Origin of the sequence: Vibrio splendidus, assembly GCF_001557875.1 — a bacterium.
In the GTDB taxonomy this organism is placed as follows: domain Bacteria; phylum Pseudomonadota; class Gammaproteobacteria; order Enterobacterales; family Vibrionaceae; genus Vibrio; species Vibrio splendidus_F.
Window position 1 is genome coordinate 1 of the sequence record NZ_LNRF01000010.1, and the last position, 24,798, is coordinate 24,798.

The window sequence follows — 24,798 nt, forward strand, 5'->3', positions numbered from 1 at the left end:
GTCCTAAAGGGTTGTCGTAGACTACGACGTTGATAGGCAGGGTGTGTAAGTGCTGCGAGGCATTGAGCTAACCTGTACTAATTGCCCGTGAGGCTTAACCATACAACACCCAAGGGGTTTTGTGGACTCAAAGACAGACCTTGAATGAGTTTGAAAGAGACTTTTAAATACAGTTTTCCAGATTATTTTGCCTTCAGTTTTTAAAAAAGCTGAAAGTAAAAGCAAAATTTGCTTGGCGACCATAGCATTGTGGACCCACCTGATTCCATGCCGAACTCAGAAGTGAAACACAATAGCGCCGATGGTAGTGTGGGGCTTCCCCATGTGAGAGTAGGACATCGCCAGGCTTTAAATTTGAACACTTGTCAGCGACGACAAGTATTCCACTGCGGAGTGGTAGTTCAGTTGGTTAGAATACCGGCCTGTCACGCCGGGGGTCGCGGGTTCGAGTCCCGTCCACTCCGCCACTTATTCAGAGTTTCAGCTCTTTAAAACTGAAAATAGGGGTGTAGCTCCAATTGGCAGAGCAGCGGATTCCAAATCCGCGTGTTGGGAGTTCGAATCTCTCCACCCCTGCCATATACGAAGCCTCAGCAGAAATGCTGAGGCTTTTTTGCATCTGTTGCTTCTACGAAGCAATGTTGGAATGTTGGGAGCTGGATCGTCAGCCCGGTCTAATCTCCGGAGTGCCGGCCCAGTCCACCCCTGCCATATTTAAGGCTCTAGACTGCGCGTCCCGGCAGAAATGCTAGAGCCTTTTTGCTTTCTATGATTTGAGAATTAACCTCCTTCTCTAAATAAAATCCCTCTTTTGTATCCAAAATATCGCCCTCAATATGCACCTATTTCCTAATGACGACTAGTATGAAAAGTAATGATCATTCATTTGGAATAGTTATGAGGTTACTTTGTATATTGGCTCTGATCTTTTGCTCGTTTTACGTATCGGCAACTCCGTGGGAAAAAGAAAAAAGCCCGACAATAAACTCAACCTCATCAATAGGTAGTTATGCCAATGGTTGCCTTGAAGGTGCACAGGCTTTACCGATTAACGGCCAAGGTTATCAGGTTATTCGGCCTCAGAGGGAGCGCTACTATGGCCATACAGAAGCCATAAAGTTTATTGAGAGGTTAGGTGTAACTACCAGCGAGAAACTCAATACTAATTTACTGGTTGGTGACATTTCTTTACCACGAGGGGGGCGCTTTTCGTCTGGTCATTCAAGTCATCAAACAGGCTTGGATATTGATATATGGTTAAGGTTAACCAATAATAGGCTGTCTGAAAATGAACTCGCAGTCCCTAAACCTGTCAGTGTTGTGGATCTTACCAACTACAAACTTCGTCAATCTAATTGGACGAATGATCATTTTCAAGTTATTCGCTATGCAGCGAAAGATGAAAAAGTGGTACGCATTTTTGTTCATCCAGTGATTAAGCAAACCCTTTGTGAACAAGAAGGCTCTGACGCTAATGATAGAGCTTGGTTAGGCAAAATAAGGCCTTGGTGGGGACATCATTCACATTTCCACGTTCGTTTAAAGTGTCCTGAAGGCAGTTCAAATTGTATAGCTCAAGCAAATCCTCCTCAAGGTGATGGCTGTGGAGATGAACTTGCCAGTTGGGCTCCAAAGACCATTCCAGTTCCACCTCCCCCAAAAGTAGCGAAAAATAAGAAAAAGAAAAAAGTTAAAGTGATGCCAAGTCAGTGTTTAGCTTTGATATCGAATAAGTAATCCTGTTAATCGAGGCTTTTTACAGTGGTACAGCCACTGGTTTTCTCGACTCTAAAACTGGAGAAACATCACACTTTTGTCTAGAGTTTATAAACACGAGATTAAGAACATCGTTTGATATTAATAAAACTAATAACGGTATCAGCAAGGGCGATGACGAATTTGACACGGCTTGGTCAAGGATGGCGTGTTTTTGGGGTGAAAGATGCGGCTTATGTGCAGTATGTAAAATCAGAGTCTGATACCCGTAGATAGATAATTCAAGGATAAGACTATGACTATGATTTGTGCAAAGGAATTTTCAGGATGGTTAAGACATAGGTTCAACGCTGAAAGCTCGGGTATTTCTATTTCGAGGGATGACATCACCCAATTGACGGGCAGACAACGTTTAGACCCTAGCTTCGTAAATGATGTGCACTATGAATTGATGCAGTATGGAATGGCATTTGTGACAGATACCAGCAGGGAAAACTTTTATCTTGTTCCTGTATCTCAGTCGATAAACTGGCGAGAGCGACTCGAGTACCAATTTGAAAAAGAGCTCTTCTGCAATATTTACCCAATCGAAAAATCAGGTTAAAAAAAAGGTTCAACTTATGGTTAAGTTGAACCTTTCTTCTTTTAGGTCAAGCCTTGAATGATAACAAACTTCTCTAGTAGCTCATCTTCAGTTTCAATGTGGTTTGGATCAGTGATTATGCATTTTGTAATTGGACATACAGACTGACACGTTGGCTTCTCATAGTGACCTTTACATTCAGTACACAAATCTGGGTCGATCTCAAAGATGCTGTCACCCATTGTGATTGCACCATTTGGGCATTCAGGGTCACACATATCGCAGTTTATGCACTTGTCAGTGATTAAAAGAGCCATTGCTTTCTTCTCAGTTGAGTTTCTAAGTAAAGTTACTTACCTGAAGCGTTACGTGTATCTTGGCCTTCGCTCAAGTTACGCATCAGTAAGCCATACTCTAAATCTAGATCTGCTGGCACCGGGATAAAGACAAAGTGACCGTTACCTTTCGCATCGTCGACCGCTTCAGATTTACGGTTTTCCATAACTTCCAGTTTGAAAACAACGTTACCTTTCGGTGTCATCATTTCTAAGCTGTCACCAACTAGGAATTTGTTCTTCACTTCTACTTCTGCTAGGTCGCCACGGCGTTTACCTGTGAACTCACCAACAAACTGTTGAGTATCAGAGATAGAGTAACCGTACTCGTAGTTTTGGTAACTATCGTGAGTATGACGACGTAGGAAGCCTTCAGTGTAGCCACGGTGCGCTAAGCTCTCTAGTGTACCCATTAGGCTTTCATCGAACGGCTTGCCCGCGACAGCGTCATCGATAGCTTTACGGTAAACCTGAGCTGTACGTGCACAGTAGTAGAAAGACTTAGTACGACCTTCGATTTTCAGAGAGTGGACACCCATCTTCGTTAGGCGTTCAACGTGTTGGATCGCGCGAAGATCTTTTGAGTTCATGATGTAGGTACCATGCTCATCTTCAAACGCTGCCATTTTTTCTTCTGGCTTATGTGACTCAGAAAGTAACACAACTTCGTCGGTTGGTTTACCAAGACCTAATGTGTTGTCTGGACGTTCGTCTTGAACTTCAATATCTTGCGTTTCTACTTCCTGAATAGCAACACCAGTAGGGTTTGCTTCAACGATCTGACCGTTTTCGTCTTCTTTTGCCGCTTCTGTTTTGTATTCCCAACGACAAGCGTTAGTGCAAGTACCTTGGTTTGGATCGCGCTTGTTCATGTAACCAGAAAGTAGGCAGCGACCAGAGTACGCCATGCAAAGAGCACCGTGAACAAAGATCTCTAGTTCTGTTTCTGGGCAGTGTTCGCGAATCTCTTCGATCTCTTCAAGAGAAAGCTCACGAGATAGAATCACACGCTCAACGCCTTGAGTTGACCAGAACTTAACGGTCGCCCAGTTTACTGCGTTTGCTTGAACAGAAAGGTGGATTGGCATTTCAGGGAATGCTTCACGAACCATCATGATAAGACCAGGATCTGACATGATAAGAGCGTCTGGGCCCATATCGACAACTGGTTTAAGGTCGCGAATAAATGTTTTTAATTTAGAGTTGTGTGGCTGAATGTTACATACAACATATAACTTTTTGCCTTGAGCATGAGCTTCATCGATACCAATTTGTAGGTTTTCGTGATTGAACTCGTTGTTACGAACGCGAAGGCTGTAACGTGGCTGGCCTGCGTAAACTGCATCTGCGCCGTAGGCGAATGCGTAACGCATGTTTTTAAGGCTTCCTGCCGGTGATAATAGTTCAGGTACAAATGGTTTTTGTGTCGTCATTGCTTCGTTCTCTAATCTGATCTCAAGTCAGGTTGATACCACCAAGTGATATCAAAGGGGCGCAAATTTTACGCTAAAATGAGTTTGGTTGATAGCCCTAAAGGTAGCAATGACATTAACAAGAGGGTAGATAGGAAGATATAGGCGAGAACTTAGTGAGAAATAAGCTCAGATACCGTTAGCACCTGAGCTTACAGTTGGACTGATTAAGCGTTAGGTTGAGTTAACCCGCCTAATGACTCGAACAGGTTTGGAAGGAAAACACTGAACTCACCACAAAGTAGAGAGAAGTCTGCATCAAAACGTGCAGCTTGATCTTCACGAGGAATATCGTCGTTTTCGTCTTTTAGTTCATCACTGAATTTTAGGCGTTTGATGCTGCCATCTTCTGCAAGAATGAATTCAATGCGGTCTTGCCAGTTGATAAGAAGTTTCGTCACCATCTTATTGGCTTCGATGTGGTTCTTAATTTCATCCGCTTCTAGTTCTTGTTTCTTAACTCGAACAATACCGCCGTCTTCTTGGATAGACTTTAGCTCTGCTTCATCAAGCATAGTGATACCTTGAGGCGTATCGCCTGACTTTACCCATTCAGTTAACGTTGTTTCAATCGCTTGCTCTGGAATCGCAGGAACAACCGGTAGGCTACCCATTGTCTTACGCAGCAATGCCAATACATCTTCTGCTTTTTTGTAGCTGCTCGCATCAACTACGATAAAGCCTTCTTTTGGCATGATCAGCGCGTAAGTGAAGTTGCTGCGGCTGAATGCGCGAGGAAGTAGATCAATGATGATGTCTTCTTTTAGGCTGTCTTTCTCTTTCTTTTTCAGAGGTGTGCCAGACTCTGCCTCAAGCGTTTCTACTTTTGCGTTCAATGATTCTTTGATCACAGAAGCCGGTAGCATTTTCTCTTCTTTCTTTGCACAGATTAGAATGCGGTTTTCTGATACGTGCGTCATCATATCGCCATGTCTACCCATTGCGTGTACCCAACCAAATTTCTGTTTGTCTTGGCTACCACAAGGAGTAAAACGGAATTCTTCAAGTTGTTTCTCTAGCTGATCTGCATTGAAATCAATATCACGGTTGAAGCGATAGACTAGGCAATTTTTAAACCACATAATTTTTCTCATACCTTTTTAGAAGTGCTTCATGATATGAGATCTAATTCGATTTGTCCTTAGCTCTGTATCAAAAGTTATAAAGTGAAATGTTTGAGACAGTTATATGAAAATTTGTTTTCAAAGGTCACAAAAGTGTCATAATTAACTCAGATAATGCAATGCGTTGATTAAATACAAAGGCTATTCAATTATGTCGAGAAGGATTCTGGTTGTTGAAGATGAAGCACCTATTCGTGAGATGCTGTGTTTCGTGCTTGAACAAAAAGGCTACCAAGCAGTAGAGGCTGAAGATTACGATACAGCGGTAAACAAGCTATGTGAACCTTTCCCAGATCTAGTATTACTAGATTGGATGCTACCTGGTGGTAGCGGGATAAACTTTATCAAGCACATGAAGCGTGAAGAGTTAACTCGCAACATCCCAGTGGTGATGCTGACGGCTCGTGGCGAAGAAGAAGATAAGGTTCGTGGTTTAGAAGTGGGTGCTGACGACTACATTACCAAACCATTTTCACCCAAAGAGCTCGTCGCTCGTCTGAAAGCGGTTATCCGCCGTGTAACACCAACGGCACTGGAAGATGTGATTGATGTACAAGGTCTTAAATTAGACCCAGTATCACACCGCGTTACCGCAAGCGAAGGTCCAGTTGATATGGGCCCAACAGAATTCAAAATGCTGCATTTCTTTATGACGCACCAAGAGCGTGTGTACAGCCGAGAGCAACTGCTGAATAACGTTTGGGGCACCAACGTTTACGTTGAAGATCGTACTGTTGATGTACATATTCGACGCCTGCGTAAAGCGCTTGAATCTGCTGGTCACGACAAGCTAATCCAAACGGTTCGCGGCGCCGGCTACCGTTTTTCTACAAAGGCTTAGTGTGGCTTCGCTACCCAGTTTACGGAGTCCTGAATGGTTGAAAAGTTAACCTGGAAAAAGCTGGCTTGGGAGCTGGCTTTTTTTTACGCACCATGGGTTTTAGTCGGATGGATATTCGGTTACTTACCTTGGTTACTGCTGGCTGCAACTGTATTGCAGCTCGGTTGGCATCTGCACAATCAAATGCGTTTGTCTGCATGGTTGTGGGATGAAAAGCGTTTAACGCCACCTTCAGGCTCAGGAAACTGGGAATCTCTGTTTAACGGTATTTATCGTATGCAGCAGAGACAGCGTCGCAAACGTAAAGAACTGACTAATCTTATTCGCCGTTTCCGCAACGGTGCAGAATCCCTTCCCGATGCCGTTGTGGTATTTCGTGGCGAAGGCAATATCGTTTGGTGTAACAAACTGGCTCAGTATTTGTTGGGCTTTCGTTGGCCAGACGATTCTGGTCAACCTATCTCGAATTTGATTCGCACTCCAGATTTTATTAAGTACCTGAATAAGCAAGATTTCTCTGAGCCATTAGAGATGCCTTCTCCACTTAATGTGGAGCGGATGCTCGAACTGCGTATTGTTCCGTACACCGAGGGTGAACACCTAATGGTGGTACGTGATGTTACTCAGCTTAAGCAGTTGGAGGGAATGCGTCGTAACTTTTTTGCTAACGTTTCTCACGAGCTACGAACTCCAATGACCGTACTTCAGGGCTACCTTGAAATGACGGAAGATCCAGACATGATCGTTGGGCCTATGTGGCCTAAGGCGCATGGTGTGATGACTGAGCAATTGAATCGCATGAACAGTCTGGTTAATCAACTACTCACGCTTTCTAAAATTGAAGCTGCGCCAATGCATGATCTCGATGAAGTGGTCAACGTTCCGGCGATGCTTGAGGTTCTTGAAAAAGAGGCTGCAAGCCTAAGTGGTGAGCGTGAGCATAAGCTGGAATTTGATATCGATAAGAGCCTACGAGTTTTAGCTGATGAAGATCAACTGAGGAGTGCGATATCTAACTTGGTCTACAACGCAGTGAAATACACACCACCGGGCGCAACGGTTAAGGTACGTTGGTATCAGACTAGTCAAGGCGCCTGCTTAGACGTATCAGATACGGGGGATGGTATTGAACCTCAGCATTTACATCGACTCACAGAGCGTTTCTATCGTGTAGATAAAGCACGTTCACGTGATACTGGTGGTAGTGGTCTTGGATTAGCTATTGTGAAACATGCGCTTAGTCACCATGACTCACATTTGGAAATTCAAAGTGAAGTGGGTGTCGGTAGCCGCTTCTACTTCACGCTTCCAAATCGATTGACTGTGTCATGATTTCCCTCATACGCAGGGTGCGTTTACCCGTCAGTTCATTGTTAGCGTTGGCTTTGGTTAACTCTGTCCATGCAGAACAGGGTGTCGATTTTCTTCCTGATTATTCTAAGGTTCCGGGTATTTCAGGGAGTTTATTGTCGGTGGGTTCGGATACCTTGGCAGGCATGACAACGCTATGGGTGGAAGAGTTCAAGTCTTACTACCCGAATGTAAATGCTCAAGTCCAAGCATCTGGTTCTTCTACCGCTCCTCCAGCCTTAACCGAAGGTACTGCTCACTTAGGGCCAATGAGTCGACCGATGCGCCTAAGAGAAGTCGAAGCATTCGAAAGAGAGCATGGCTATAAGCCGACGGCACTGCGAGTTGCTATTGATGCCATTGGCATTTTTGTGCATCGTGATAACCCTATTGAAGGGCTCAATTTTCGCCAAATTGACGGTATATTTTCAGAGACACTGCGTTGCGGTGCAACGAAGCAGTTAACCGACTGGCAAGATTTAGGAGTCGATCAGCCATGGGCAAAACATCGATTTCAACTGTTTGGTCGTAACTCCGTTTCGGGAACCTACGGCTATTTCAAACAAAACGCCTTATGCGGTGGTGACTTTAAGAACCGAGTCAATGAGCAGCCTGGTTCTGCATCGGTTGTACAGTCGGTCGCTTCATCAATCAGTGGGATTGGCTATTCGGGTATTGGCTATCGAGTGGCGGGCGTTAAGTTAATTCCTATTACCAAGCATGGTTCTGATTATGTAGAGCCGACTCGAGCGAATATCTTGAGTGGTGATTACCCTCTATCACGCTTTCTTTATGTATACGTGAACAAACACCCAGATAAACCGCTTTCTCCTGTTGAGAGAGAGTTCCTCACTTTTGTGTTCTCAAAGCAAGGGCAAGAATTGGTAGAGAAAGATGGCTATTTAGCGATACCGTCTGAGTTCGCAGAGCAAGAGTTGGCAAAAGTCGGGCTCTGATTGAGGCTACTACAAACTTAGAAAAGAAACATATGAACAGCTTGCGATGTCGCAGGCTGTTTTTATTTTAATGGTTCGTTATTTTAGCCTCAACAACCATCCAGCATTTTGCCAACGTCGTTGCTCTTCTCTGAGTTCACAATCAAGCAGTTGGTTATGGGCCAACCAATCGCTGTTAGACCCTTTCAATTCCCAGTTATCCTGTTGTTTTATAGTTAGCGATACGTCTGGGGCCTGTGCTTGATTTCGCTGACGGTTGAGTAAGATAGCAAGCCTCAATATACGAATCAGCAGTGTGACTTGTTGCTGAGTAAATAGAGAAAGCTCCGGAAACTCTTGTAGCTTGAGCGCTTTTCTTTGATAGCGAACCAATGTTGAGATCAGACGTTGCTGCTCAGTATTGAAGCCTGGCATTGTTGTGTGCTTCAGCAGATAAGCCGAATGGCGATGATAGCTTTGGAATGCAATACTTTGTCCTACCTCATGAAGCAATGCAGCCCAACTAAGCAGATCATACAGCTCATTAGTGACCGCCGTTGTCACTTGAGGCTGTACTTGTTTCAGCAATGAAAGAGCGAGTTCTTTCACTTTCTTGCCATGAGTTACGTCTACATGGTATCGAGAGACGAGCGTTTCGGCAGTTCTTGTTCGAACATCAATATCTTTAAATCGATCCTCCATGTCATAAAGAACGCCTTCTCGCAGGGCACCATCAGAAAAATGTAACTCTTTGATGTCAAGCGTATCCATGGCTGCTGAAAGAATGGTGACGCCAGCTGCAAACACTGGCTTTCTCTCATCACTTAAACCTGAAAGATTTAAGGCTTTGGATGATGAAAATTCACATAAGTGATTCTTTAAATAGGACAGGCGTTGGGGCGTAATGAGGCCATCGGTGAACCCTAAGCCAGTGAGTACCTCTTTTATTGATTTAGCCGTCCCTGATGAGCCAAAGGCGATTTCCCAAGGTTTTTTTGTATATTCTTCAATTAATGGCATCAATAGACGAGTAGCCGCGGTATAAGCATCTGAGAAGGGTTTTGAGGTTAGCCCTCCGTCAGCAAAGAAACGTTGAGTGAAACTGACGCATCCCATAGGTAAACTGCGCATAATTAAGGGAGTAAAACCTTGTCCTGCGACGAGTTCGGTACTCCCTCCACCAATATCAATAACCAATTTAGATTCAGAGGCGGTTTGAGTATGTTCTACGCCGTTATAGATTATTCGAGCTTCTTCTTGACCGGAAATGATCTCTATTGGAAAAGGGAACAATGGTTTAGCTTGCTCTATGAAGTCTTTAGCGTTTTTGGCCTTTCTGAGAGTATGAGTCGCAACAACTCTGACATCATCAAGTTCAAAATCCGCTAGTCGCTCTGCGAATACTTTAAGGCATTCTAGGCCTCGCTCGATAGCGCTTTCGGATAAGAAGTTACGTTCATCCAATCCATTACCTAATCTCACTTTCTGTTTGTGTCTGCTGACTAATTGCAGGTGTTGATCGAATACTCGGGCAACTACCATGTGAAAGCTGTTCGAACCCAAGTCGATAGCGGCAATACATCGAGAATGTTTGTTATCAATTAGCGGCATGATTTCTTCTCTTGTTTGTACTTCTTGCGAGCAAGTTTCTCCATACGTTTAATATAGTGGTAAGTGGAGAGTTGTGACGTCGGGTAATCAAGTGGGTTAGCTGGTGGTTGTATGTAAGGATTGCTCATCGATTGGTCTAACACTCGAGCTTTGTTACTGTCATCGAAATGAAACTCGGTGAGATCGATAATGGTTTGCTTGATCTTTGGATCTAAAATTGGGGCGGCAACCTCGATGCGATGATCAAAGTTTCGTGTCATCCAGTCAGCAGAGGAGATATAGACTTTCGGCTTTCCAGCGTTACTAAATATCATCACTCTCGGGTGTTCGAGAAAACGATCGACCACACTGACAATCTCAATATGGTCACTGATGTTGGGTATGCTAGGGACAAGAGAGCACATGCCGCGAATGACCATTCTCACTTTTACATTGGCTTGGCTGGCCTGATAGAGTTTTTCAATGATCTCTCGATCAACCAAGTTGTTGAGTTTTAGAGTGATGCTTGCGGGCTTACCTTCTATCGAATTTTGTATTTCATTATCTATCAACTGGTAGAGGCGTTTTCTTGTATTCTTTGGTGACACAATCAGTTGTTTGAACTGTGACTTTTGATAAGGATTTTCAATATACTTAAAGACTTGCCTCACTTCTTGAGTCAAATCTTCATTCGCAGTGAGCAGAGAAAAATCGGTATACACGCGCGCTGTAACTTCATGAAAGTTACCGGTGCCAATATGGGCATAATGCTCTGTATGCTTGCCTTCTTTTCGTTTAATGAGCAGCAGCTTGGAGTGAATTTTTAAGCTCGGGATGCCATGGATGACTTTTACATCCGCTTCTCGAAGTTTCTTGGTCCATTGAATATTGGCTTGCTCGTCAAAGCGGGCTTGCAGCTCGACAACCACGGTGACCTTTTTACCATTGTGCGCAGCGTCGATGATCGAGCTGAGGAGTTTTGAGCCTTCCGCAACACGGTAAACATTTATTTTGATGGAAGTAACCTTGGGATCAAAGGAAGCCTGCCTAATAAGTTCAGTGATGTGATTAAAGGTGTGATAAGGGTAATAGAGTAAGATGTCACGCGCTTTGATTGCTTCGAAATAGTTTTGGTGGTGGTTGAAATTTGCGCACTTAATCGCGGGTAGTGGGCGATTAACTAAATCACGTCGGTTAAGGCTTGGGAACTCAGAGAAATGTTTGAAATTATGATAACGACCACCTGCAATGACACTATCATAGTCAGACAATTTAAGTCTGACTTGCAAGAAGTTGAGCATTTCAGCAGGCATTTCTGATTCATAGATCAGACGTATCGGCAGTGCCGTTAAGCGCTGCTCTAAGCCTAAAGACATCGATTCCAATAGGTTATTTTCATTGTCCTCTTGAAGATCATAATCGGCATCACGCGTCATTTTTATCGCAAAACAACGCAATGAGTCATACTCAAAGAATCCTTTAAGCAAGTCATCTAAACAAAATCGAACTATATTATCTAACAAGATCAAAGTCGTACGCTGCGAACCCGAAGCTTCCGGTAGCTTTACAAATCGAGGGAGTGCCTCTGATGGGATTTCGAGTAAGACATATTGAGAAGATGCCTCATGCCCGATGTCGATGGCTAAGTAGCTTTGTTCGTCTTTGAGAAGGTTGAGCAACTGGCTATCTTCGTTCAAGAGAAACGGAGTTAAGTGTGGTAGCACTTTTTTCTTAAAGTACTTTTTGATCCAGTCACTTTGCTCTTCGCTGATTTGCTGTTCGTTGACCAGAAAAATACGATTGCGCGCTAGTTCCAACAACAGGTCGTTATACAGGTCATGGAATTGAGCATCGAGCTTGCTCGCTTTACTCTGCATTTGAGTCAGTAAGGTTTTCGGAGAGTTGGAGAGTAGCTGTGGATCTTGAAGTAAGATCTTTCGCTTCACATCAGCAAATCGAACTTTGTAAAACTCATCGAGGTTTTTCGAGTAAATACCTAAAAAACGAACTCTTTCGATTAATGGTACTGACTTGTCTGCCGCTTCTTGGAGCACTCTTTCGTTGAACGATAACCAGCTAAGTTCTTTTGTGACATAGTCTTTTTCCATCGAGATGAGAATCCTTGAGTACTGGCTATAGAGCTGATTACTTTAATTTAGAATAGCAAAATGCACAAAATCTATGATCTTACTTTAAGAAATATGGCTAACAAACTTGTTATTAGTTTCAGTTGTTTAACGTAACTTGTAATATAATTGTCATCTAAGGTACATATTATGTCAGTAGCTAAAAAAAGGTAGATAAACAGATGGCTTCAGCCCAATTTTCATTGAAAGAGCGCGACAAAAAAAGATGGTTGAAAGATCGTCTCGTCCGTTTTTCGGTGACATGTGGTGCGGTCAGTGTTCTCGCTGCTCTGGTATTGATCTTTGTTTATTTGGCGATGGTCATTTTACCGGTATTTTCTGACACTGGTTTAGATACTGACCAAGCCGTGAAGACCGTTGCCGTAGAAAAGCCTATCGTCTTATCAGTTGATGAATATGGTCAGCATGCATTTACTATCGAAAAATCCGGTTTGGTACAGTTTTGGGATTTAGAGGCCCAAAATACACACTCTTACTTTGAGCGTAATGTTGTAGACAACCCAGTCGCCTTTTCTCGAAATACCCCATCTGAAAACTGGTTTGCTTTTGCCGACAGCGCAAGCAATCTTACTTTTTTCTATCCTGAGTATAGTGCGCCTGTGCTGAAAAAGGGCAGCGAAGCCGAACCTAAAATTGAGCAAATCGATCTCCCTGAACCATTTTTAAATGATGAATCCTCAAACGGGGCAACGATCGACAAATTTGCGTTCTCAAAAAATGGACGCGGTATTACGGTTGCTGCTCAGTTAAGTGACCAGCGAGTCTTGGTTAAGTGGTATCAGAGTGACCTTACTGGTCAGTATGTTTTTCAGAAGAGCGAATGGCTGTCGGATAAATTGGGCTTGCAGCAGCAACTGCTCGTAACACCTGATGGGCAAACTTTATATCTCCGAGCACAATCGGATTTGGTTGTTTTAAAACTATCAGATACCGGCTTTGGTGTTCGTGAAGTGATTGACCTTAGCTTAAACGATGCGAAGCATTCCGTAAAAAGTATCGATTTACTGTCTGGGGCATACTCGTTGTTGGTCACGCATGAGGACGGCCAGGTTTCTCAGTGGTTCGATGTACTCAAAGATGAAAAGCGTAGTCTGACCCATATTCGAGATTTCCAACTTGCCGAACAAGTGCAATTTATTCTGCCCGATACTTATAGAAAAGGTTTTTACAGCTTCTATAAAAACGGCACATTACAAAGCCATTATACAACCAGTGAAAAGCTGTCGTTGTTTGAACGAGCGTTTGATAAATCACCACAATTAGCCGCTATGTCTGCCAATGAACTGCATCTGGCAACGTTGATTGACGGCACTATCAGTGTGGCTAAAGTCGACAATGAGTACCCACAAATATCATTCTCATCACTTTGGCAAAAGGTCTGGTATGAAAGTTACCCTGAGCCACAATACGTTTGGCAATCAACGTCGGCGAACGATGATTTTGAAGAGAAATTCAGTTTAGTACCTATCACGTTCGGTACCATTAAGGCCGCTCTGTTTGCGATGATGTTTGCCGTGCCGGTTGCTGTGCTCGGAGCCATTTACACTGCATACTTCATGTCTCCACGAATGCGAAGAGTGGTGAAGCCTTCGATAGAGCTGATGGAAGCACTTCCGACCGTGATCATCGGTTTTTTGGCCGGGCTTTGGTTTGCTCCAATTGTTGAAACGCATTTAACTGCAGTCTTCTCATTAATGGTGTTATTACCACTAAGCACATTATTTACGGGGCTTGTTTGGTACTGCTTACCTAAAATGGTGACGAGTCGCTTCTCTAATGGCTGGCATGCTTTAATATTGATACCCGTATTGATGATTACGGTGGTCGCTGTGTTTGCTGGTGGAAACAGCATTGAAGCCTTGTTGTTTGGTGGTGATATTCGTACTTTTTTGGCTAGTTATGGCATCGATTTTGACCAACGTAATGCGCTGGTGGTTGGCTTTGCTATGGGCTTTGCGGTTATCCCGACAATTTTCACTATCGCCGAAGACGCTATTTTCTCTGTACCTAAACACCTATCAGATGGTTCATTGGCGTTGGGCGCGACAGCGTGGCAAACCCTTATTTATGTAGTGTTATTGACGGCTAGTCCGGGTATCTTTTCAGCCATCATGATGGGGTTAGGACGAGCGGTGGGCGAAACAATGATCGTCTTGATGGCTACAGGTAACACACCAATTCTCGATTGGAATATTTTGGAAGGGATGAGAACGCTATCAGCAACGATTGCAGTTGAATTGCCTGAATCAGAAGTTGGCGGTTCTCACTTCCGCTTATTGTTCTTGGCAGCATTGTTGCTGTTTATTTTCACGTTTGCGGTGAACTCAGTTGCAGAGTGGGTTAGACAAAGACTGAGAGATAAATATCGTGCGCTGTAGTTTTAAAGATGTACTTCAATATGCATCAATGACTGTTAGCTGTTTGACTAGCCTACCTCGTGGCATTTGCTGTTCCTTGAGTCCGCTCGTCAAGAGTAAGGTAGATCGTGATGAATAAATTTAAGTCATTAATATTTTGGTTCAGATCGGGCTCTCCGTGGATATGGCTAACGGGTGGGGCGGTGAGCATCAGTATGCTTTCTGTCCTTGGTCTCATGCTGTTGATTGGCTGGAAGGGCCTAACCTATTTTTGGCCAGCTCCTTTATACCAATGGCAAGTCGACTCCCAAGATCTTTCGTTAGTTGCAGAGCTTGACGAAACGGAATCAAAGCCAGGTATGCTGATTGGTCAGTTATATGAACGAAAATACATCCCGATAGAGCAAGTTCCACAAGCACACGATCTATTGTCTCCTCAAAATTTGTCGACGGGCTTAATACAACGCTTAAGTATCAAAGTCGCGAACAGAGAGCTGTACCCTGCGGACTTCGTTTCGATTCTGGATGTTAACTTACATGAACCAACAACTCCGTCTGAGTGGGCTGTGATTGAACGAAGTCGTGGTGGTTATTTCTTTGGTAAGCCGGTGGGCTTTAAGACCGCTTCTGGCACATTCGATTCGAACATTGATCAAAAGCTCGAACAAGGCTTGGCATTCGCTGATACGTTACGCGAAGAAACATCACGTGTGGTGAATCAAGAAATCCGTAATATCAGCTGGCAATTAGAAAACTTGCGTTTAGAAAGGCGTAAGCTTGAACTCAATGAGTCAGTGAGTGATGAATACCTTAAAACCTATACTCAAACTAAACTGGAATTAAACCGTCAGTTAGATGACGCAGAAGTAAAGCTTGAGCATCTCAGAACACAGCTCAATGTAGAAAGTTTACTTGTGGAGGATATGACGGGCGAAAAGGTTGAAATACCACTCAGTCATATTCTAGATTATTGGTATCCCAACGAGATGTCTTACCCTGAGAAGGTAGGGCATTGGGGTAAACAAGTTTGGAAATTCTTATCAGAGAATCCACGAGACTCAAACTCTGAAGGCGGTGTGTTTCCTGCGATTTTCGGCACTGTATTGTTGGTTATTCTTATGTCGATCGTAGTGATGCCTCTTGGCGTAGTTGCTGCAATATATCTTCATGAATATGCAAAAAACAACGCCCTGACGCGCTTGATTCGTATTGCCGTGATTAACTTGGCGGGTGTCCCGTCGATTGTATACGGCGTTTTTGGTTTAGGCTTTTTTGTATATACCATTGGCGGCTCGATTGACACGCTGTTTTATGCTGAGCGATTACCTGCTCCGACATTTGGTACCCCAGGCCTATTATGGTCTGCTCTAACCTTAGCGGTATTGACGCTTCCAGTAGTTATTGTAACCACCGAAGAGGGGCTAACGCGGATTCCTAGCTCTGTAAGGCACGGTTCATTAGCGCTAGGTGCGACTCAATTTGAGACGCTTTGGCGTATTGTTTTACCGATGGCAAGTCCTGCAATTATCACTGGTTTAATTTTGGCAATCGCAAGAGCCGCAGGGGAAGTGGCTCCACTAATGCTGGTGGGTGTTGTGAAATTAGCTTCAAGCTTGCCAGTAGATGGTCAGTTTCCATATCTACATTTAGACAGAAAGTTCATGCATTTAGGCTTTCATATCTATGATGTTGGGTTTCAAACCTCTAATATCGAAGCGGCACGACCTTTAGTGTATGCCACTTCATTTTTATTGGTTACGGTGATTGTTGGATTGAATTTAACAGCCATCAATATCCGTAATAACTTGCGTGAAAAATACCGAACCTTAGGACAAGATTAAATGTTCTCGATTAATGAAACCTTGGGTTACCAAGCACCACTAGATGTTCATAACCTGAAGGATGAGCAAGTTGCTATCTCGATTGAGGGGCTGAATCTTTATTATAAAGAGAGCCAAGCACTCGATGATATTTCAATGCAAATTCCGAAGGGGCAAGTGACGGCTTTTATTGGCCCATCAGGGTGTGGTAAATCGACCTTGTTGCGCTGCATTAATCGTATGAATGACTTAGTTGAGGGGTGTAAGGTTTCTGGGAAAGTGAAGCTTCATGGCAAGAATGTCTATCATCCTGAGGTGGATGTTGCGACCTTACGGCGTCGTGTTGGTATGGTATTCCAGCGCCCGAACCCTTTTCCTAAATCTATCTATGAGAATGTGGTTTATGGTTTGAGGCTGCAAGGTGTTAGCAACAGCCGAGACCTTGATGATGCGGTTGAGCGCTCTCTTCGTGCTGCAGCGCTATGGGATGAAGTGAAAGATCGACTGCATGAGAACGCCTTTGGTTTATCTGGCGGTCAACAGCAGCGTTTGGTTATTGCTCGTGCGGTCGCGATTGAGCCTGAAGTACTCTTGTTGGACGAACCGACATCTGCACTCGATCCGATTTCTACTTTGACGATTGAAGAGCTGATTAACGATCTCAAAACACAATACACAGTGGTGATTGTTACCCATAACATGCAACAAGCCGCGCGTGTGAGTGATCATACTGCCTTTATTCATATGGGAAAATTGATCGAGTACTCAGATACGGACTCAATTTTTACGTCTCCATTGAAAAATCAGACGGAAGACTACATTACTGGTAGATATGGCTAACCTCTATAGAGGTGTCAGCTAGAGCTAAGTCACTCTATAAAAATGGCTTTCTTCATTTCTTTCAAGGAGCAGGTATGCATTTCGGTCGCCACATTTCAGGGCAATTCAATGTCGAGTTAGAGTCGATCCGTACTCATGTATTAACCATGGGTGGGTTAGTGGAGCAGCAACTCTCGTTTGCAATGCAGGCGCTTCATAAAGACGATGTTGAATTGGCTAAAAAAGTGATTCGTGACGACCATAAAGTGAATGCGATGGAAGTGTCGATTGATGAGGCGTGTACTCGAATCATTGCAAAGCGTCAGCCGACAGCGAAAGATTTGCGTCTGATTATGGCGATCATCAAAACGATTACCGATCTAGAACGTATTGGCGATGTTGCCTCTAAAATCGCTCAAGGTGCGATTGAGATCCCTTCGACCAAAGAACAAAAGTTCCATGTTTCGTTAGAGCCTCTTTGCCGTCAGGCTATCACCATGCTTCACCAAGTATTAGATGCTTTTGCTCGTATGGATGTCGATGCGGCAGCAGAAGTTCATAAGCTTGATGATAAGTTAGATGCGGAATACGAGGCTGTCATTCGTCAGTTAATGACTTATATGATGGAAGATCCTAAGAACATCCCAAATATTTTACAGGTGATGTGGTCGGCTCGTGCGATTGAGCGAGTGGGGGATCGTTGCCAGAATATCTGTGAATACATTATTTACTTTGTGAAAGGGAAAGATGTACGCCATTTAGGGGATCAAAGCCTAGATGACGCACTGAAGTAGGGGACTCTTTAAAAGCTAAGAATTGCACCAAGATTGAAATTGATCGTCGTGTCGTAAGGCACAAAGGTTTTATTGTGATCAAAAATATTCATATCAACACCTGCACGCAGTCCAAGCATTGGTGTCGCTTGGTAAACGTAGGCTCCGCCAAGGCTTAACCCATGTGTTGTCTTTTCTTCCACTTCGCCTGAGCGCGTTTTTGTACCATCATAACTTGCCACACCTATCTCAGCCTGAAAGCCGTGGTTTTGGTTTCTTCCAAACATATTTTGGATACCAACACGATATGCATCGACAGTTTCATCATATCGATCGCTGTCATACCAAAGGTGAGAGTAACTTAGGTAAACGGCACCTAAATTTGCCACATCAGTAATACCCGCCTGTAACCCGAAGCCATGATAAGAACCAATTTTTAGTTCAGGGGATAAATGAAGACCACTTGAAAATGCAGAGGTTGAGAATAAAGCCGAAGTTAGAAGAAGTGTTTTTAGTTTCATGGTACCACCGAAGTAATTTTTGCTCTCCTTAGCATTAGGTCGATCCATGAATGAACCCAGAGAATTAAACTGGATAACGGTAATCATTATATGGACTTTGAAAGGGCAGGCTAATTCGCATTGGTTATCTCTGTAATAACGTGTACTTATCAGTAGTTGTTATCGTTACTTAGCGAGTGCTTTGTCTTACGTAGCCTTACAAAATGAGTTTGATAGATAAACGTCTACTTAACCTTATGTTATTTAGTGTATTTGTTCCGATGTAATGATGAAAATGACGATTATGTTGATGTGGCTCATTAGTGTTTACTATATTCCGATTAATCTTTAATTTATTCTCTTGCTGAATTTATCCTCCACATTTATTTTTCAGGTAGATATCAGTATGAAAAAGTTTCTTTTAGTTTTGACCCCTCTTTTCACGTTAACAGCGTGCGGCAGCGTTGCCATCATGGACAAATCAGAAGTGGTTAGTAAGCAACCGCAACTTATTATTAAAACAGATGGTGACTTCTGGGGATTGGGACAAGAAGGAACGTTTGATATTGCAGGTATGTATCAAGGTAAATACAGTCGAAACTCATCAAGCTCAACATGGTTTGATACTGTCTCTTTTAAAGACGGAGAGCTTGCTGCTGAGATCACTAGAAACGACAATGGTCAGGTGTGGAACTTAATTTGTTCTGGCGGTGGGACTTCAGTTAACTATATGGGTGTTGATTTCGGTGGCAATAAGCCTTATCGCTGCTCTGTAACCCAAAGGAATGAGAAAGTAGGAGAGTTCGTCTTAGAGCCTCAATCTGGGATGATTAAAGTTAGTTTAGAGAAGAAAGAAGCTGGCTACATACGAATTGGGTCGAATAAATATGATGTAGAAACTGTCCACTCAAGCAAAGACCTTTTGATGTCAGTTGAAAAACCTTTAGGGTATAGCTTTAAACAAGCTTCACAAGAGGTAGCAGCCGCTCAGACGAATGGAATGCTAACTTTACAGATGATGCCTGAACTTAATGATGATAAGAAAGATACGCTAGTTATTGGTACTATCGCGAGTGCATTGAGTTGGCGTCCAGAAGACTAGAAAAGAGATGGTATTAATTATTTTGCTCACAATAAGAAATAATTGTGAGCAAAATAGCGTACCTGATTACGAGAGAGGTTAGAACTTGTAACCCACGCTGAAAGATAACTGGTCGATATCGTAATCATCCATCATGATGAAATTGAAACGCAGGTCAGTGTATAGGCCGAAATCAAAGTTTGCTCTTACACCAGTGCCGAGTAGGAGTGATGTTTCTTTATTTTTAAGACTAATACTATCTCCTGGCTCTTTTAAAGGTAGCTTCTCCTCGACACGTGCAATACCAATAGCACCGTAAGGTTTGATGTTAAACCCATCTAATAGAAATGCGTAACCAATATCTGAGTCAATTTTAAATGTCGATACTTTAGAATCGTAACCATACCCGTGGTAACTCTCATCATCTTTGCTGGTGTCCATTGCAACGTTCACACCAAACATTCGGTTGATATCATAGCCGTATTCGAACTTAAGGCCATTGCCTAAGTCACTTTTGGTGTAGTCTGAATCTAGGTGATCGACTTCGCTAGAAACAAAGCCCATTCCGATGCGGTGGCCTGAATAGTCGGTATTTGCGTAAGCTGCAGTTGCTGTAGATAAGGCGATGATTGTAGTAACTGTTTTAAGTAATTTCATAACACTCTCAATAAACTTTAATATTGAGCATCCTTACTATGGCTTAATTGATGGACTCCGTGTCGATGGAATGGATATTAAACAGTGTTTTATTTTTAGGTGAAGTAGTATTTTATATAGTTTTAATAAGTATTACTTATTGATTTGTTCATTTAGTGCATGCTGAACGACATCGTAGAGCCACATATGAAGAGGGTTATTACGATTCTTTATATGGATATGGCTATACACTCCCACCGTTTTTAGTTCGCTCGCGATGTCTACATCAATGGATCTCAGGTTGGGATAGTTGTGGATAGGAAAGAGGGTGGAATGTGGCATGTACATATCAGAGTTAAGCAGAACATCTACAAGAGCTAATACCATTTCAGAACGGAATCCAACGCGATGAGGAATCGAGTGGGTTTCTAATATTCGTGAAGCTTGACTAAAGTTATCGTTCCAACCTGGTGATATTAGTGATGCAATCTCATAGCCTGCCAAATCTTGTGGGGTGACAATTGATTTTCTTATTGGATGATCTTTTCTTACAAATAGCCGCCCATCAATATCAATGAGCTTTTGAATATGAATTTCTTTTGAAACATCAGAGAGTTGATAAGCAACGCCTAAAAAGATCTTTTCTTTTTGTATGTCTTCAGCTGAGGATGTCGTCCAGCTCGTTAGCTCTAGCTCGCAGTTAGGCGCCTGTTGCTTGATGATTTTGTAAAGAGCCCCCGACAAACATGAAAGTACGACAGGGGAAAGCGCGATTTTTATTGAGTAGTCGATTTCTTTAGGGTCAAAAGTATTTGAAGAGTTAATCGCCGTTTTCAAACCATCTAAATGAGGTGTGATTTCATTTGCTAGCTGTTCGCTAAATGCTGTGGCTTGCAAACCTCCGTGGACTTTAACAAATAAGTCATCCGAAAAGTGATGACGCAGCTTCTGCAAAGCTTGACTAACTGCAGGCTGTGAAACAAAGAGTCGCTCCGCAGCCTTTCTGGTGTTTTTTTCTTGATAAACAATCAGAAATGTTCGTAACAAGTTTAAATCAAGAGAGTTGAATAAGTCTTTAGCCATATCTATCCATGAAAAATTTCTGCGCTATTAAATCTAATATACGTCAGTCAGTTAGATTAGTCAGCGAGGTTCTCTAGATTTGTGTGAGCGACTGTTACCCTAAGCGGTGAGAGAGGCTCTTACATCGGATATCTTACTCGCATCTGTCACGGGGATCTGATAATCATCAATATCATCACTGCCCATTTGAGCACTTGAGTTGTTTTCCATTCGGCTTGCTCTTGTCGATTTTCCAGAAAGATGAAGTGCAGGCACTTGAGTGGTGCTTTGAATCGTTTTGGCATTCGTTGCGTTGACGCCAGCCCCTGCCATTATATCGATTCTGCCATTGGCTTGTTTTACCATTGCTGACAACACATTGATGCCTTGCTCAGCATTAACAGCAAGCCCTGATGTCAGGATTCTTTCGCATCCAAGAGTGATGACCTGCTCTAATGCTGCTTGGAAGTCAGCGCTTTGATCAATGGCTCTGTGGAACGTAATCCCAAGATTTAACGAGTGCGCTTTGTCAGCCAGTTGTTGCATTTTTGGCATATCAATATTTCCGTTAGGCGCTAACACACCAAGTACGACTCCATCCAATCCTGCACTAGCACAAGCTTCAATATCTTCAAGCATACAGAGCATATCGTCATCATCGAATATGAAGTCACCCTGCCTTGGGCGTATCATCGCGTAGACCGGAACGGACGAGATTCTTGCCGCTTGCTTCATCATTCCGAAGCTCGGGGTTAACCCACCAAGTGCTAGTGAAGAGCAGAGCTCAATACGATTAGCTCCGCCTGCTAGGGCATTGTGTAGGGATTCTAGGTTATCGATACAAACTTCAATTTCGATGTTCATGCTATTTTACTCGTTCAAATTGAGACTGAGGAAATCATAGCAATCTTGGGATGATTCTGAATAGGTAGAGATAGAGGAAAATAGAGGTAAAGTTTGGCTTTGCGGTTACCCCTATTCATAGTGGATATGAGCGTGGAATAAATCATTATTGAAGCGATAGATGTAAAAAGCCCGAAGCGTGAACTTCGGGCTTTGAATAAGACTTTACTTCTTAACTGATTGGCGGTGCGCTTTGCGCTATTAGCTTATGCTTTATGTCTCTTTATAGAGAGTCTTCCAACCATTAACCCGCGTTGAGTTCGGGCTTAAGAGGTAATTACTTGCTTAGGTCGTCAGCGTGCTCAGATAGGAATGCTGCGACACCTTTTGGAGATGCGTCCATACCTGATTTACCTTCTTCCCATTGTGCAGGACAAACTTCACCGTTCTTCTCGTGGAAGTTTAGTGCATCTACCATGCGTAGCATTTCGTCGATGTTACGACCTAGTGGAAGATCGTTAACTACTTGGTGACGTACAAGACCGTCAGCATCGATTAGGAAAGAACCACGGAAAGCAACGCCTGCTTCTGGGTGCTCAACATCGTATGCTTTGCAGATCTCGTGCTTAACGTCAGCAACTAGAGGGTATTTAACTTGACCGATACCGCCATCAGCGATAGCAGTGTTACGCCATGCGTTGTGAGAGAATTGAGAATCGATAGAAACACCGATTACTTCAACGCCTTTGGCTTGGAAATCTTCAAGACGGTTGTCGAAAGCGATTAGCTCTGAAGGACAAACGAAAGTGAAGTCTAGTGGGTAGAAGAAAACTACAGCTTTCTTACCTTTAGTGAATTCTGCGAAGTTGAAGTTATCAACGATCTCACCGTTACCTAGAACAGCTGCTGCAGTAAAGTCAGGGGCTTGACGACCTACTAGTACCATTTTGGAATCTCCTAAAAAATTAGTTGGCCCAACACATCTTTGTTTGGGCTCCGTTTCTACGCGACAAACTATAGTACAATCGGTACTATAGAAAAAAGCGAATTAAATAGATTAAGTTAATCGAAAAAAGCGATAAGCTTATTCTTTGTCCTGTTCTTAGGTCTCATGACCTTTACGTAACTTATCCTACTCATATTACAAAGTAATTTCATGAATAAATGGCCAAGTCTTAAGCAACTTCACTATCTTGTTACTCTTCACGAAACTCGTCATTTCAGTGATGCCGCTGATCGCTGCTTCGTCAGCCAATCTACGCTCAGTAAGGGCATTCAAAACCTCGAGGAACTCATTGGTTGTCCTCTTTATGAGAAGAAAGATAAAAAGAGTCCATTGGTCTTCACGCAAGCGGGTGATCTGGTGGTCAAGCATGGACGAGAGCTATTGGCGAAAGGGCAAGATCTTGTCGAACTCGGCAACCTATGTAACGGAGATGCGATGCAAGGGCAGCTGCGAGTAGGGTGTATTCCTACCATTGCACCGTTCCTTTTGTGCGATTTGGTACAAGAAGCGAACCAGCGCTTTCCACAGTTGAATTTACTGTTACGTGAAGACACGACAACCAATCTGTTGGCTGCACTACGTCATGGTGAGTTAGATGTACTGATTTTGGCCTTGCCTGTCGATATCGACAATATGGAAAGCAAAGTTGTCGGGCAAGATCCCTTCAGAATGGTGATCAGTCGAACTCAAGCCGATGGTATTCGGGTCCCGATTAAATATGATGACTTGCCAGATGAGTCTGTATTTTTGTTGGAGAACGAGCATTGTTTAACCGAGCACGCGGTGTCAGCTTGTAAATTAACAGATAAAGAGAAGATAAACCCATTCACAGCGACAAGTCTCCATACATTGGTTCAAATGGTGGCAAACGGGCTAGGTACTACCTTTATTCCTCAGATGGCGATCGACCATGGTTTGCTGCAAAACCAGAATCTCGTGGTGATCGATCCTCCAGGTCAACAGGCGTACCGAGACATTGGTCTGGTGTGGCGACCAAGCTCTTCACGTCGTGAGACATTTCATCAGTTAGCGGATGTGGTTTCTGAACTTTTATAATAGTCCGTATCGACAAAAAAAACCTTCGAGCGGCTTAATTAGCCGCTCTTCTTTATGTCACTTCCGAGCGTTACTCTACTTCTGCTTCTTCTGGCTCGACTTCTTCTTGTAGCTCTAACAAATTGATCGCTATCGTGACGAAATCGCTGTCTGTAATAATCCCCACTAGTTCATGGTTTTCTACGACAGGTAAACAGCCCACTTTGTGTTTCTGCATATAGATAGCTGACTCTTTCAATCCTGCACGAGGTTCTACTGACATAACACTTTTGTGCATGATGTCGTTGAGGGGGGTGGCAAGAGTAAAAGATTGAGCTTGTGGGATGTTTTGTAGGCTGGATTCTTGAGCGGCTAGAACGTCTCGTTGTGTGACAACACCGAGTAGCTTTCTGTCGGAATCAACGACAGGAATATGGCGGATATCAAGTGCTTCCATCATGTGCTTAGCATCGGCCAGTGAGTGTGAGCGCAATAGAGTATGAGGGTTGCGAGTCATCATATCTTCAACCTTGATCATACGAACCTCCTTCTTTTTTATTTGTTACTATTACTATAGTTTTTTATCCCAAAAATAACTGAGATCTGACGCATTTTTGAGTGAGTTTTATGCAACTAATTTTTTAGTTTAAGGAGGTGAATCAGTAGCATTATTTTACGCCTCTTTACAATAATCCATTGCTGTAAACCTTGCTATTGCGGCTCGTGTGCCTATACTAGCCCACTGCGAAATTTTTAGTCGTGTTTGCGATGTG

The 24,798-nt window shown here is 43.2% G+C and carries 22 protein-coding genes, 2 tRNA genes and 2 rRNA genes; 15 read left to right on the top strand and 11 right to left on the bottom strand.

Annotation, left to right across the window (positions count from 1 at the left end; all coding sequences use genetic code 11):
* The 6 genes from ATB74_RS18940 to ATB74_RS18965 all read left to right on the top strand — a co-directional run.
* Window positions 1-102 (top strand): 23S ribosomal RNA (locus ATB74_RS18940); the annotation flags it as partial.
* 129 nt (window positions 103-231) lie between these two features.
* Window positions 232-347, top strand: a 5S ribosomal RNA gene (gene rrf, locus ATB74_RS18945).
* Between the two features lie 43 nt (window positions 348-390).
* Window positions 391-467, top strand: a tRNA-Asp gene (locus tag ATB74_RS18950).
* A gap of 35 nt (window positions 468-502) precedes the next feature.
* A tRNA-Trp gene (locus ATB74_RS18955) sits at window positions 503-579 on the top strand.
* A gap of 318 nt (window positions 580-897) precedes the next feature.
* On the top strand, window positions 898-1,737 hold the full coding sequence (mepA, locus tag ATB74_RS18960) for a penicillin-insensitive murein endopeptidase (protein WP_061019442.1): 840 nt from the start codon (window positions 898-900) through the stop codon (window positions 1,735-1,737).
* A gap of 274 nt (window positions 1,738-2,011) precedes the next feature.
* Window positions 2,012-2,320, top strand: coding sequence for a hypothetical protein (locus ATB74_RS18965; RefSeq protein WP_060983276.1), 309 nt, complete (start codon window positions 2,012-2,014; stop codon window positions 2,318-2,320).
* Window positions 2,321-2,361: 41 nt separating this feature from the next.
* On the opposite strand, the gene ATB74_RS18970 is transcribed toward ATB74_RS18965, so the two are convergent.
* The 3 genes from ATB74_RS18970 to rdgC form a co-directional block, all read right to left on the bottom strand.
* Window positions 2,362-2,616 carry a YfhL family 4Fe-4S dicluster ferredoxin gene (locus ATB74_RS18970; RefSeq protein WP_004740368.1) on the bottom strand — a complete coding sequence of 85 codons (255 nt, stop codon included), beginning with the start codon at window positions 2,614-2,616 and terminating at the stop codon, window positions 2,362-2,364.
* Between the two features lie 32 nt (window positions 2,617-2,648).
* The gene (gene yegQ / locus ATB74_RS18975; protein WP_061019443.1) at window positions 2,649-4,067 is read right to left on the bottom strand and encodes a tRNA 5-hydroxyuridine modification protein YegQ; all 1,419 of its coding nucleotides are present in this window, start codon (window positions 4,065-4,067) and stop codon (window positions 2,649-2,651) included.
* A gap of 206 nt (window positions 4,068-4,273) precedes the next feature.
* Entirely contained in the window at window positions 4,274-5,188 is a 915-nt protein-coding gene (rdgC, locus tag ATB74_RS18980; protein ID WP_017062534.1) for a recombination-associated protein RdgC, read from the bottom strand.
* A 193-nt stretch (window positions 5,189-5,381) separates the two neighbouring features.
* Here rdgC and phoB point away from each other — a divergent pair, with 193 nt between their 5' ends.
* The 3 genes from phoB to ATB74_RS18995 are packed head-to-tail and all read left to right on the top strand — an operon-like array spanning window position 5,382 to window position 8,377.
* Window positions 5,382-6,071, top strand: coding sequence for a phosphate regulon transcriptional regulator PhoB (gene phoB, locus ATB74_RS18985; protein WP_004735064.1), 690 nt, complete (start codon window positions 5,382-5,384; stop codon window positions 6,069-6,071).
* A 33-nt stretch (window positions 6,072-6,104) separates the two neighbouring features.
* Window positions 6,105-7,403, top strand: coding sequence for a phosphate regulon sensor histidine kinase PhoR (gene phoR, locus ATB74_RS18990; protein WP_061019444.1), 1,299 nt, complete (start codon window positions 6,105-6,107; stop codon window positions 7,401-7,403).
* On the top strand, window positions 7,400-8,377 hold the full coding sequence (locus ATB74_RS18995) for a PstS family phosphate ABC transporter substrate-binding protein (RefSeq protein WP_061019445.1): 978 nt from the start codon (window positions 7,400-7,402) through the stop codon (window positions 8,375-8,377). Before phoR ends, ATB74_RS18995 begins: the two co-directional genes overlap by 4 nt.
* Window positions 8,378-8,455: 78 nt before the next feature.
* Here the strand turns inward: ATB74_RS18995 and ppx are convergent, their stop codons facing one another.
* Window positions 8,456-9,967: an exopolyphosphatase gene (ppx, locus tag ATB74_RS19000; RefSeq protein ID WP_061019446.1), complete on the bottom strand. Its 1,512-nt coding sequence runs from the start codon at window positions 9,965-9,967 to the stop codon at window positions 8,456-8,458.
* Window positions 9,958-12,054 (bottom strand): polyphosphate kinase 1, encoded by a 2,097-nt coding sequence (gene ppk1, locus ATB74_RS19005; protein WP_061019447.1) that lies wholly within the window; start codon window positions 12,052-12,054, stop codon window positions 9,958-9,960. Before ppk1 ends, ppx begins: the two co-directional genes overlap by 10 nt.
* Before the next feature lie 200 nt (window positions 12,055-12,254).
* On the opposite strand from ppk1, the gene ATB74_RS19010 reads away from it, so the two are divergent.
* The 4 genes from ATB74_RS19010 (at window position 12,255) to phoU (ending at window position 17,883) form a co-directional block, all read left to right on the top strand.
* On the top strand, window positions 12,255-14,471 hold the full coding sequence (locus ATB74_RS19010) for an ABC transporter permease subunit (RefSeq protein WP_061019448.1): 2,217 nt from the start codon (window positions 12,255-12,257) through the stop codon (window positions 14,469-14,471).
* A gap of 110 nt (window positions 14,472-14,581) precedes the next feature.
* Window positions 14,582-16,291, top strand: coding sequence for a phosphate ABC transporter permease PstA (gene pstA, locus ATB74_RS19015; protein ID WP_061019449.1), 1,710 nt, complete (start codon window positions 14,582-14,584; stop codon window positions 16,289-16,291).
* Window positions 16,292-17,110 (top strand): phosphate ABC transporter ATP-binding protein PstB, encoded by an 819-nt coding sequence (gene pstB / locus ATB74_RS19020; RefSeq protein ID WP_060983284.1) that lies wholly within the window; start codon window positions 16,292-16,294, stop codon window positions 17,108-17,110.
* A 74-nt stretch (window positions 17,111-17,184) separates the two neighbouring features.
* A complete protein-coding gene (phoU, locus tag ATB74_RS19025; RefSeq protein WP_009848270.1) occupies window positions 17,185-17,883 on the top strand; it encodes a phosphate signaling complex protein PhoU in 699 nt (232 codons plus the stop codon).
* Window positions 17,884-17,891: 8 nt separating this feature from the next.
* Here the strand turns inward: phoU and ATB74_RS19030 are convergent, their stop codons facing one another.
* Window positions 17,892-18,383, bottom strand: a complete 492-nt coding sequence (locus ATB74_RS19030) for a hypothetical protein (RefSeq protein WP_061019518.1) — start codon at window positions 18,381-18,383, stop codon at window positions 17,892-17,894.
* A 385-nt stretch (window positions 18,384-18,768) separates the two neighbouring features.
* On the opposite strand from ATB74_RS19030, the gene ATB74_RS19035 reads away from it, so the two are divergent.
* Window positions 18,769-19,464, top strand: a complete 696-nt coding sequence (locus ATB74_RS19035) for a hypothetical protein (protein ID WP_061019450.1) — start codon at window positions 18,769-18,771, stop codon at window positions 19,462-19,464.
* Window positions 19,465-19,542: 78 nt separating this feature from the next.
* Here ATB74_RS19035 and ATB74_RS19040 read toward each other — a convergent pair whose 3' ends face one another.
* The 4 genes from ATB74_RS19040 to ATB74_RS19055 all read right to left on the bottom strand — a co-directional run bounded on the left by ATB74_RS19040 (window position 19,543) and on the right by ATB74_RS19055 (window position 22,930).
* Window positions 19,543-20,100 (bottom strand): porin family protein, encoded by a 558-nt coding sequence (locus ATB74_RS19040; RefSeq protein WP_061019451.1) that lies wholly within the window; start codon window positions 20,098-20,100, stop codon window positions 19,543-19,545.
* Window positions 20,101-20,232: 132 nt separating this feature from the next.
* Entirely contained in the window at window positions 20,233-21,162 is a 930-nt protein-coding gene (locus ATB74_RS19045) for a LysR family transcriptional regulator (protein WP_061019452.1), read from the bottom strand.
* A gap of 99 nt (window positions 21,163-21,261) precedes the next feature.
* Complete coding sequence (locus ATB74_RS19050; RefSeq protein WP_061019453.1) at window positions 21,262-22,005, bottom strand: copper homeostasis protein CutC; 744 nt, start codon at window positions 22,003-22,005, stop codon at window positions 21,262-21,264.
* Between the two features lie 316 nt (window positions 22,006-22,321).
* A complete protein-coding gene (locus ATB74_RS19055) occupies window positions 22,322-22,930 on the bottom strand; it encodes a peroxiredoxin C (protein ID WP_004740353.1) in 609 nt (202 codons plus the stop codon).
* Window positions 22,931-23,140: 210 nt separating this feature from the next.
* Here ATB74_RS19055 and ATB74_RS19060 point away from each other — a divergent pair, with 210 nt between their 5' ends.
* The gene (locus tag ATB74_RS19060; protein ID WP_061019454.1) at window positions 23,141-24,046 is read left to right on the top strand and encodes a hydrogen peroxide-inducible genes activator; all 906 of its coding nucleotides are present in this window, start codon (window positions 23,141-23,143) and stop codon (window positions 24,044-24,046) included.
* Window positions 24,047-24,116: 70 nt separating this feature from the next.
* Here ATB74_RS19060 and ATB74_RS19065 read toward each other — a convergent pair whose 3' ends face one another.
* The gene (locus tag ATB74_RS19065) at window positions 24,117-24,563 is read right to left on the bottom strand and encodes a CBS domain-containing protein (protein WP_017070674.1); all 447 of its coding nucleotides are present in this window, start codon (window positions 24,561-24,563) and stop codon (window positions 24,117-24,119) included.
* Window positions 24,564-24,798 lie beyond the last annotated feature (235 nt).

What these genes read in the sequence shown, in the direction of transcription:
- ATB74_RS18995 (WP_061019445.1), top strand. Translation starts at nt 7,400, where the DNA reads ATGATTTCCCTCATACGCAGGGTGCGTTTACCCGTCAGTTCATTGTTA.
- ppk1 (WP_061019447.1), bottom strand. Translation starts at nt 12,054, where the DNA reads ATGGAAAAAGACTATGTCACAAAAGAACTTAGCTGGTTATCGTTCAAC.
- ATB74_RS18965 (WP_060983276.1), top strand. Translation starts at nt 2,012, where the DNA reads ATGACTATGATTTGTGCAAAGGAATTTTCAGGATGGTTAAGACATAGG.
- ATB74_RS19065 (WP_017070674.1), bottom strand. Translation starts at nt 24,563, where the DNA reads ATGATCAAGGTTGAAGATATGATGACTCGCAACCCTCATACTCTATTG.
- ATB74_RS19040 (WP_061019451.1), bottom strand. Translation starts at nt 20,100, where the DNA reads ATGAAATTACTTAAAACAGTTACTACAATCATCGCCTTATCTACAGCA.
- mepA (WP_061019442.1), top strand. Translation starts at nt 898, where the DNA reads ATGAGGTTACTTTGTATATTGGCTCTGATCTTTTGCTCGTTTTACGTA.
- ATB74_RS19030 (WP_061019518.1), bottom strand. Translation starts at nt 18,383, where the DNA reads ATGAAACTAAAAACACTTCTTCTAACTTCGGCTTTATTCTCAACCTCT.
- ppx (WP_061019446.1), bottom strand. Translation starts at nt 9,967, where the DNA reads ATGCCGCTAATTGATAACAAACATTCTCGATGTATTGCCGCTATCGAC.
- rdgC (WP_017062534.1), bottom strand. Translation starts at nt 5,188, where the DNA reads ATGTGGTTTAAAAATTGCCTAGTCTATCGCTTCAACCGTGATATTGAT.
- ATB74_RS18970 (WP_004740368.1), bottom strand. Translation starts at nt 2,616, where the DNA reads ATGGCTCTTTTAATCACTGACAAGTGCATAAACTGCGATATGTGTGAC.
- pstA (WP_061019449.1), top strand. Translation starts at nt 14,582, where the DNA reads ATGAATAAATTTAAGTCATTAATATTTTGGTTCAGATCGGGCTCTCCG.
- phoR (WP_061019444.1), top strand. Translation starts at nt 6,105, where the DNA reads ATGGTTGAAAAGTTAACCTGGAAAAAGCTGGCTTGGGAGCTGGCTTTT.
- ATB74_RS19060 (WP_061019454.1), top strand. Translation starts at nt 23,141, where the DNA reads ATGAATAAATGGCCAAGTCTTAAGCAACTTCACTATCTTGTTACTCTT.
- phoU (WP_009848270.1), top strand. Translation starts at nt 17,185, where the DNA reads ATGCATTTCGGTCGCCACATTTCAGGGCAATTCAATGTCGAGTTAGAG.
- ATB74_RS19050 (WP_061019453.1), bottom strand. Translation starts at nt 22,005, where the DNA reads ATGAACATCGAAATTGAAGTTTGTATCGATAACCTAGAATCCCTACAC.
- pstB (WP_060983284.1), top strand. Translation starts at nt 16,292, where the DNA reads ATGTTCTCGATTAATGAAACCTTGGGTTACCAAGCACCACTAGATGTT.
- yegQ (WP_061019443.1), bottom strand. Translation starts at nt 4,067, where the DNA reads ATGACGACACAAAAACCATTTGTACCTGAACTATTATCACCGGCAGGA.
- ATB74_RS19045 (WP_061019452.1), bottom strand. Translation starts at nt 21,162, where the DNA reads ATGGCTAAAGACTTATTCAACTCTCTTGATTTAAACTTGTTACGAACA.
- phoB (WP_004735064.1), top strand. Translation starts at nt 5,382, where the DNA reads ATGTCGAGAAGGATTCTGGTTGTTGAAGATGAAGCACCTATTCGTGAG.
- ATB74_RS19055 (WP_004740353.1), bottom strand. Translation starts at nt 22,930, where the DNA reads ATGGTACTAGTAGGTCGTCAAGCCCCTGACTTTACTGCAGCAGCTGTT.
- ATB74_RS19010 (WP_061019448.1), top strand. Translation starts at nt 12,255, where the DNA reads ATGGCTTCAGCCCAATTTTCATTGAAAGAGCGCGACAAAAAAAGATGG.
- ATB74_RS19035 (WP_061019450.1), top strand. Translation starts at nt 18,769, where the DNA reads ATGAAAAAGTTTCTTTTAGTTTTGACCCCTCTTTTCACGTTAACAGCG.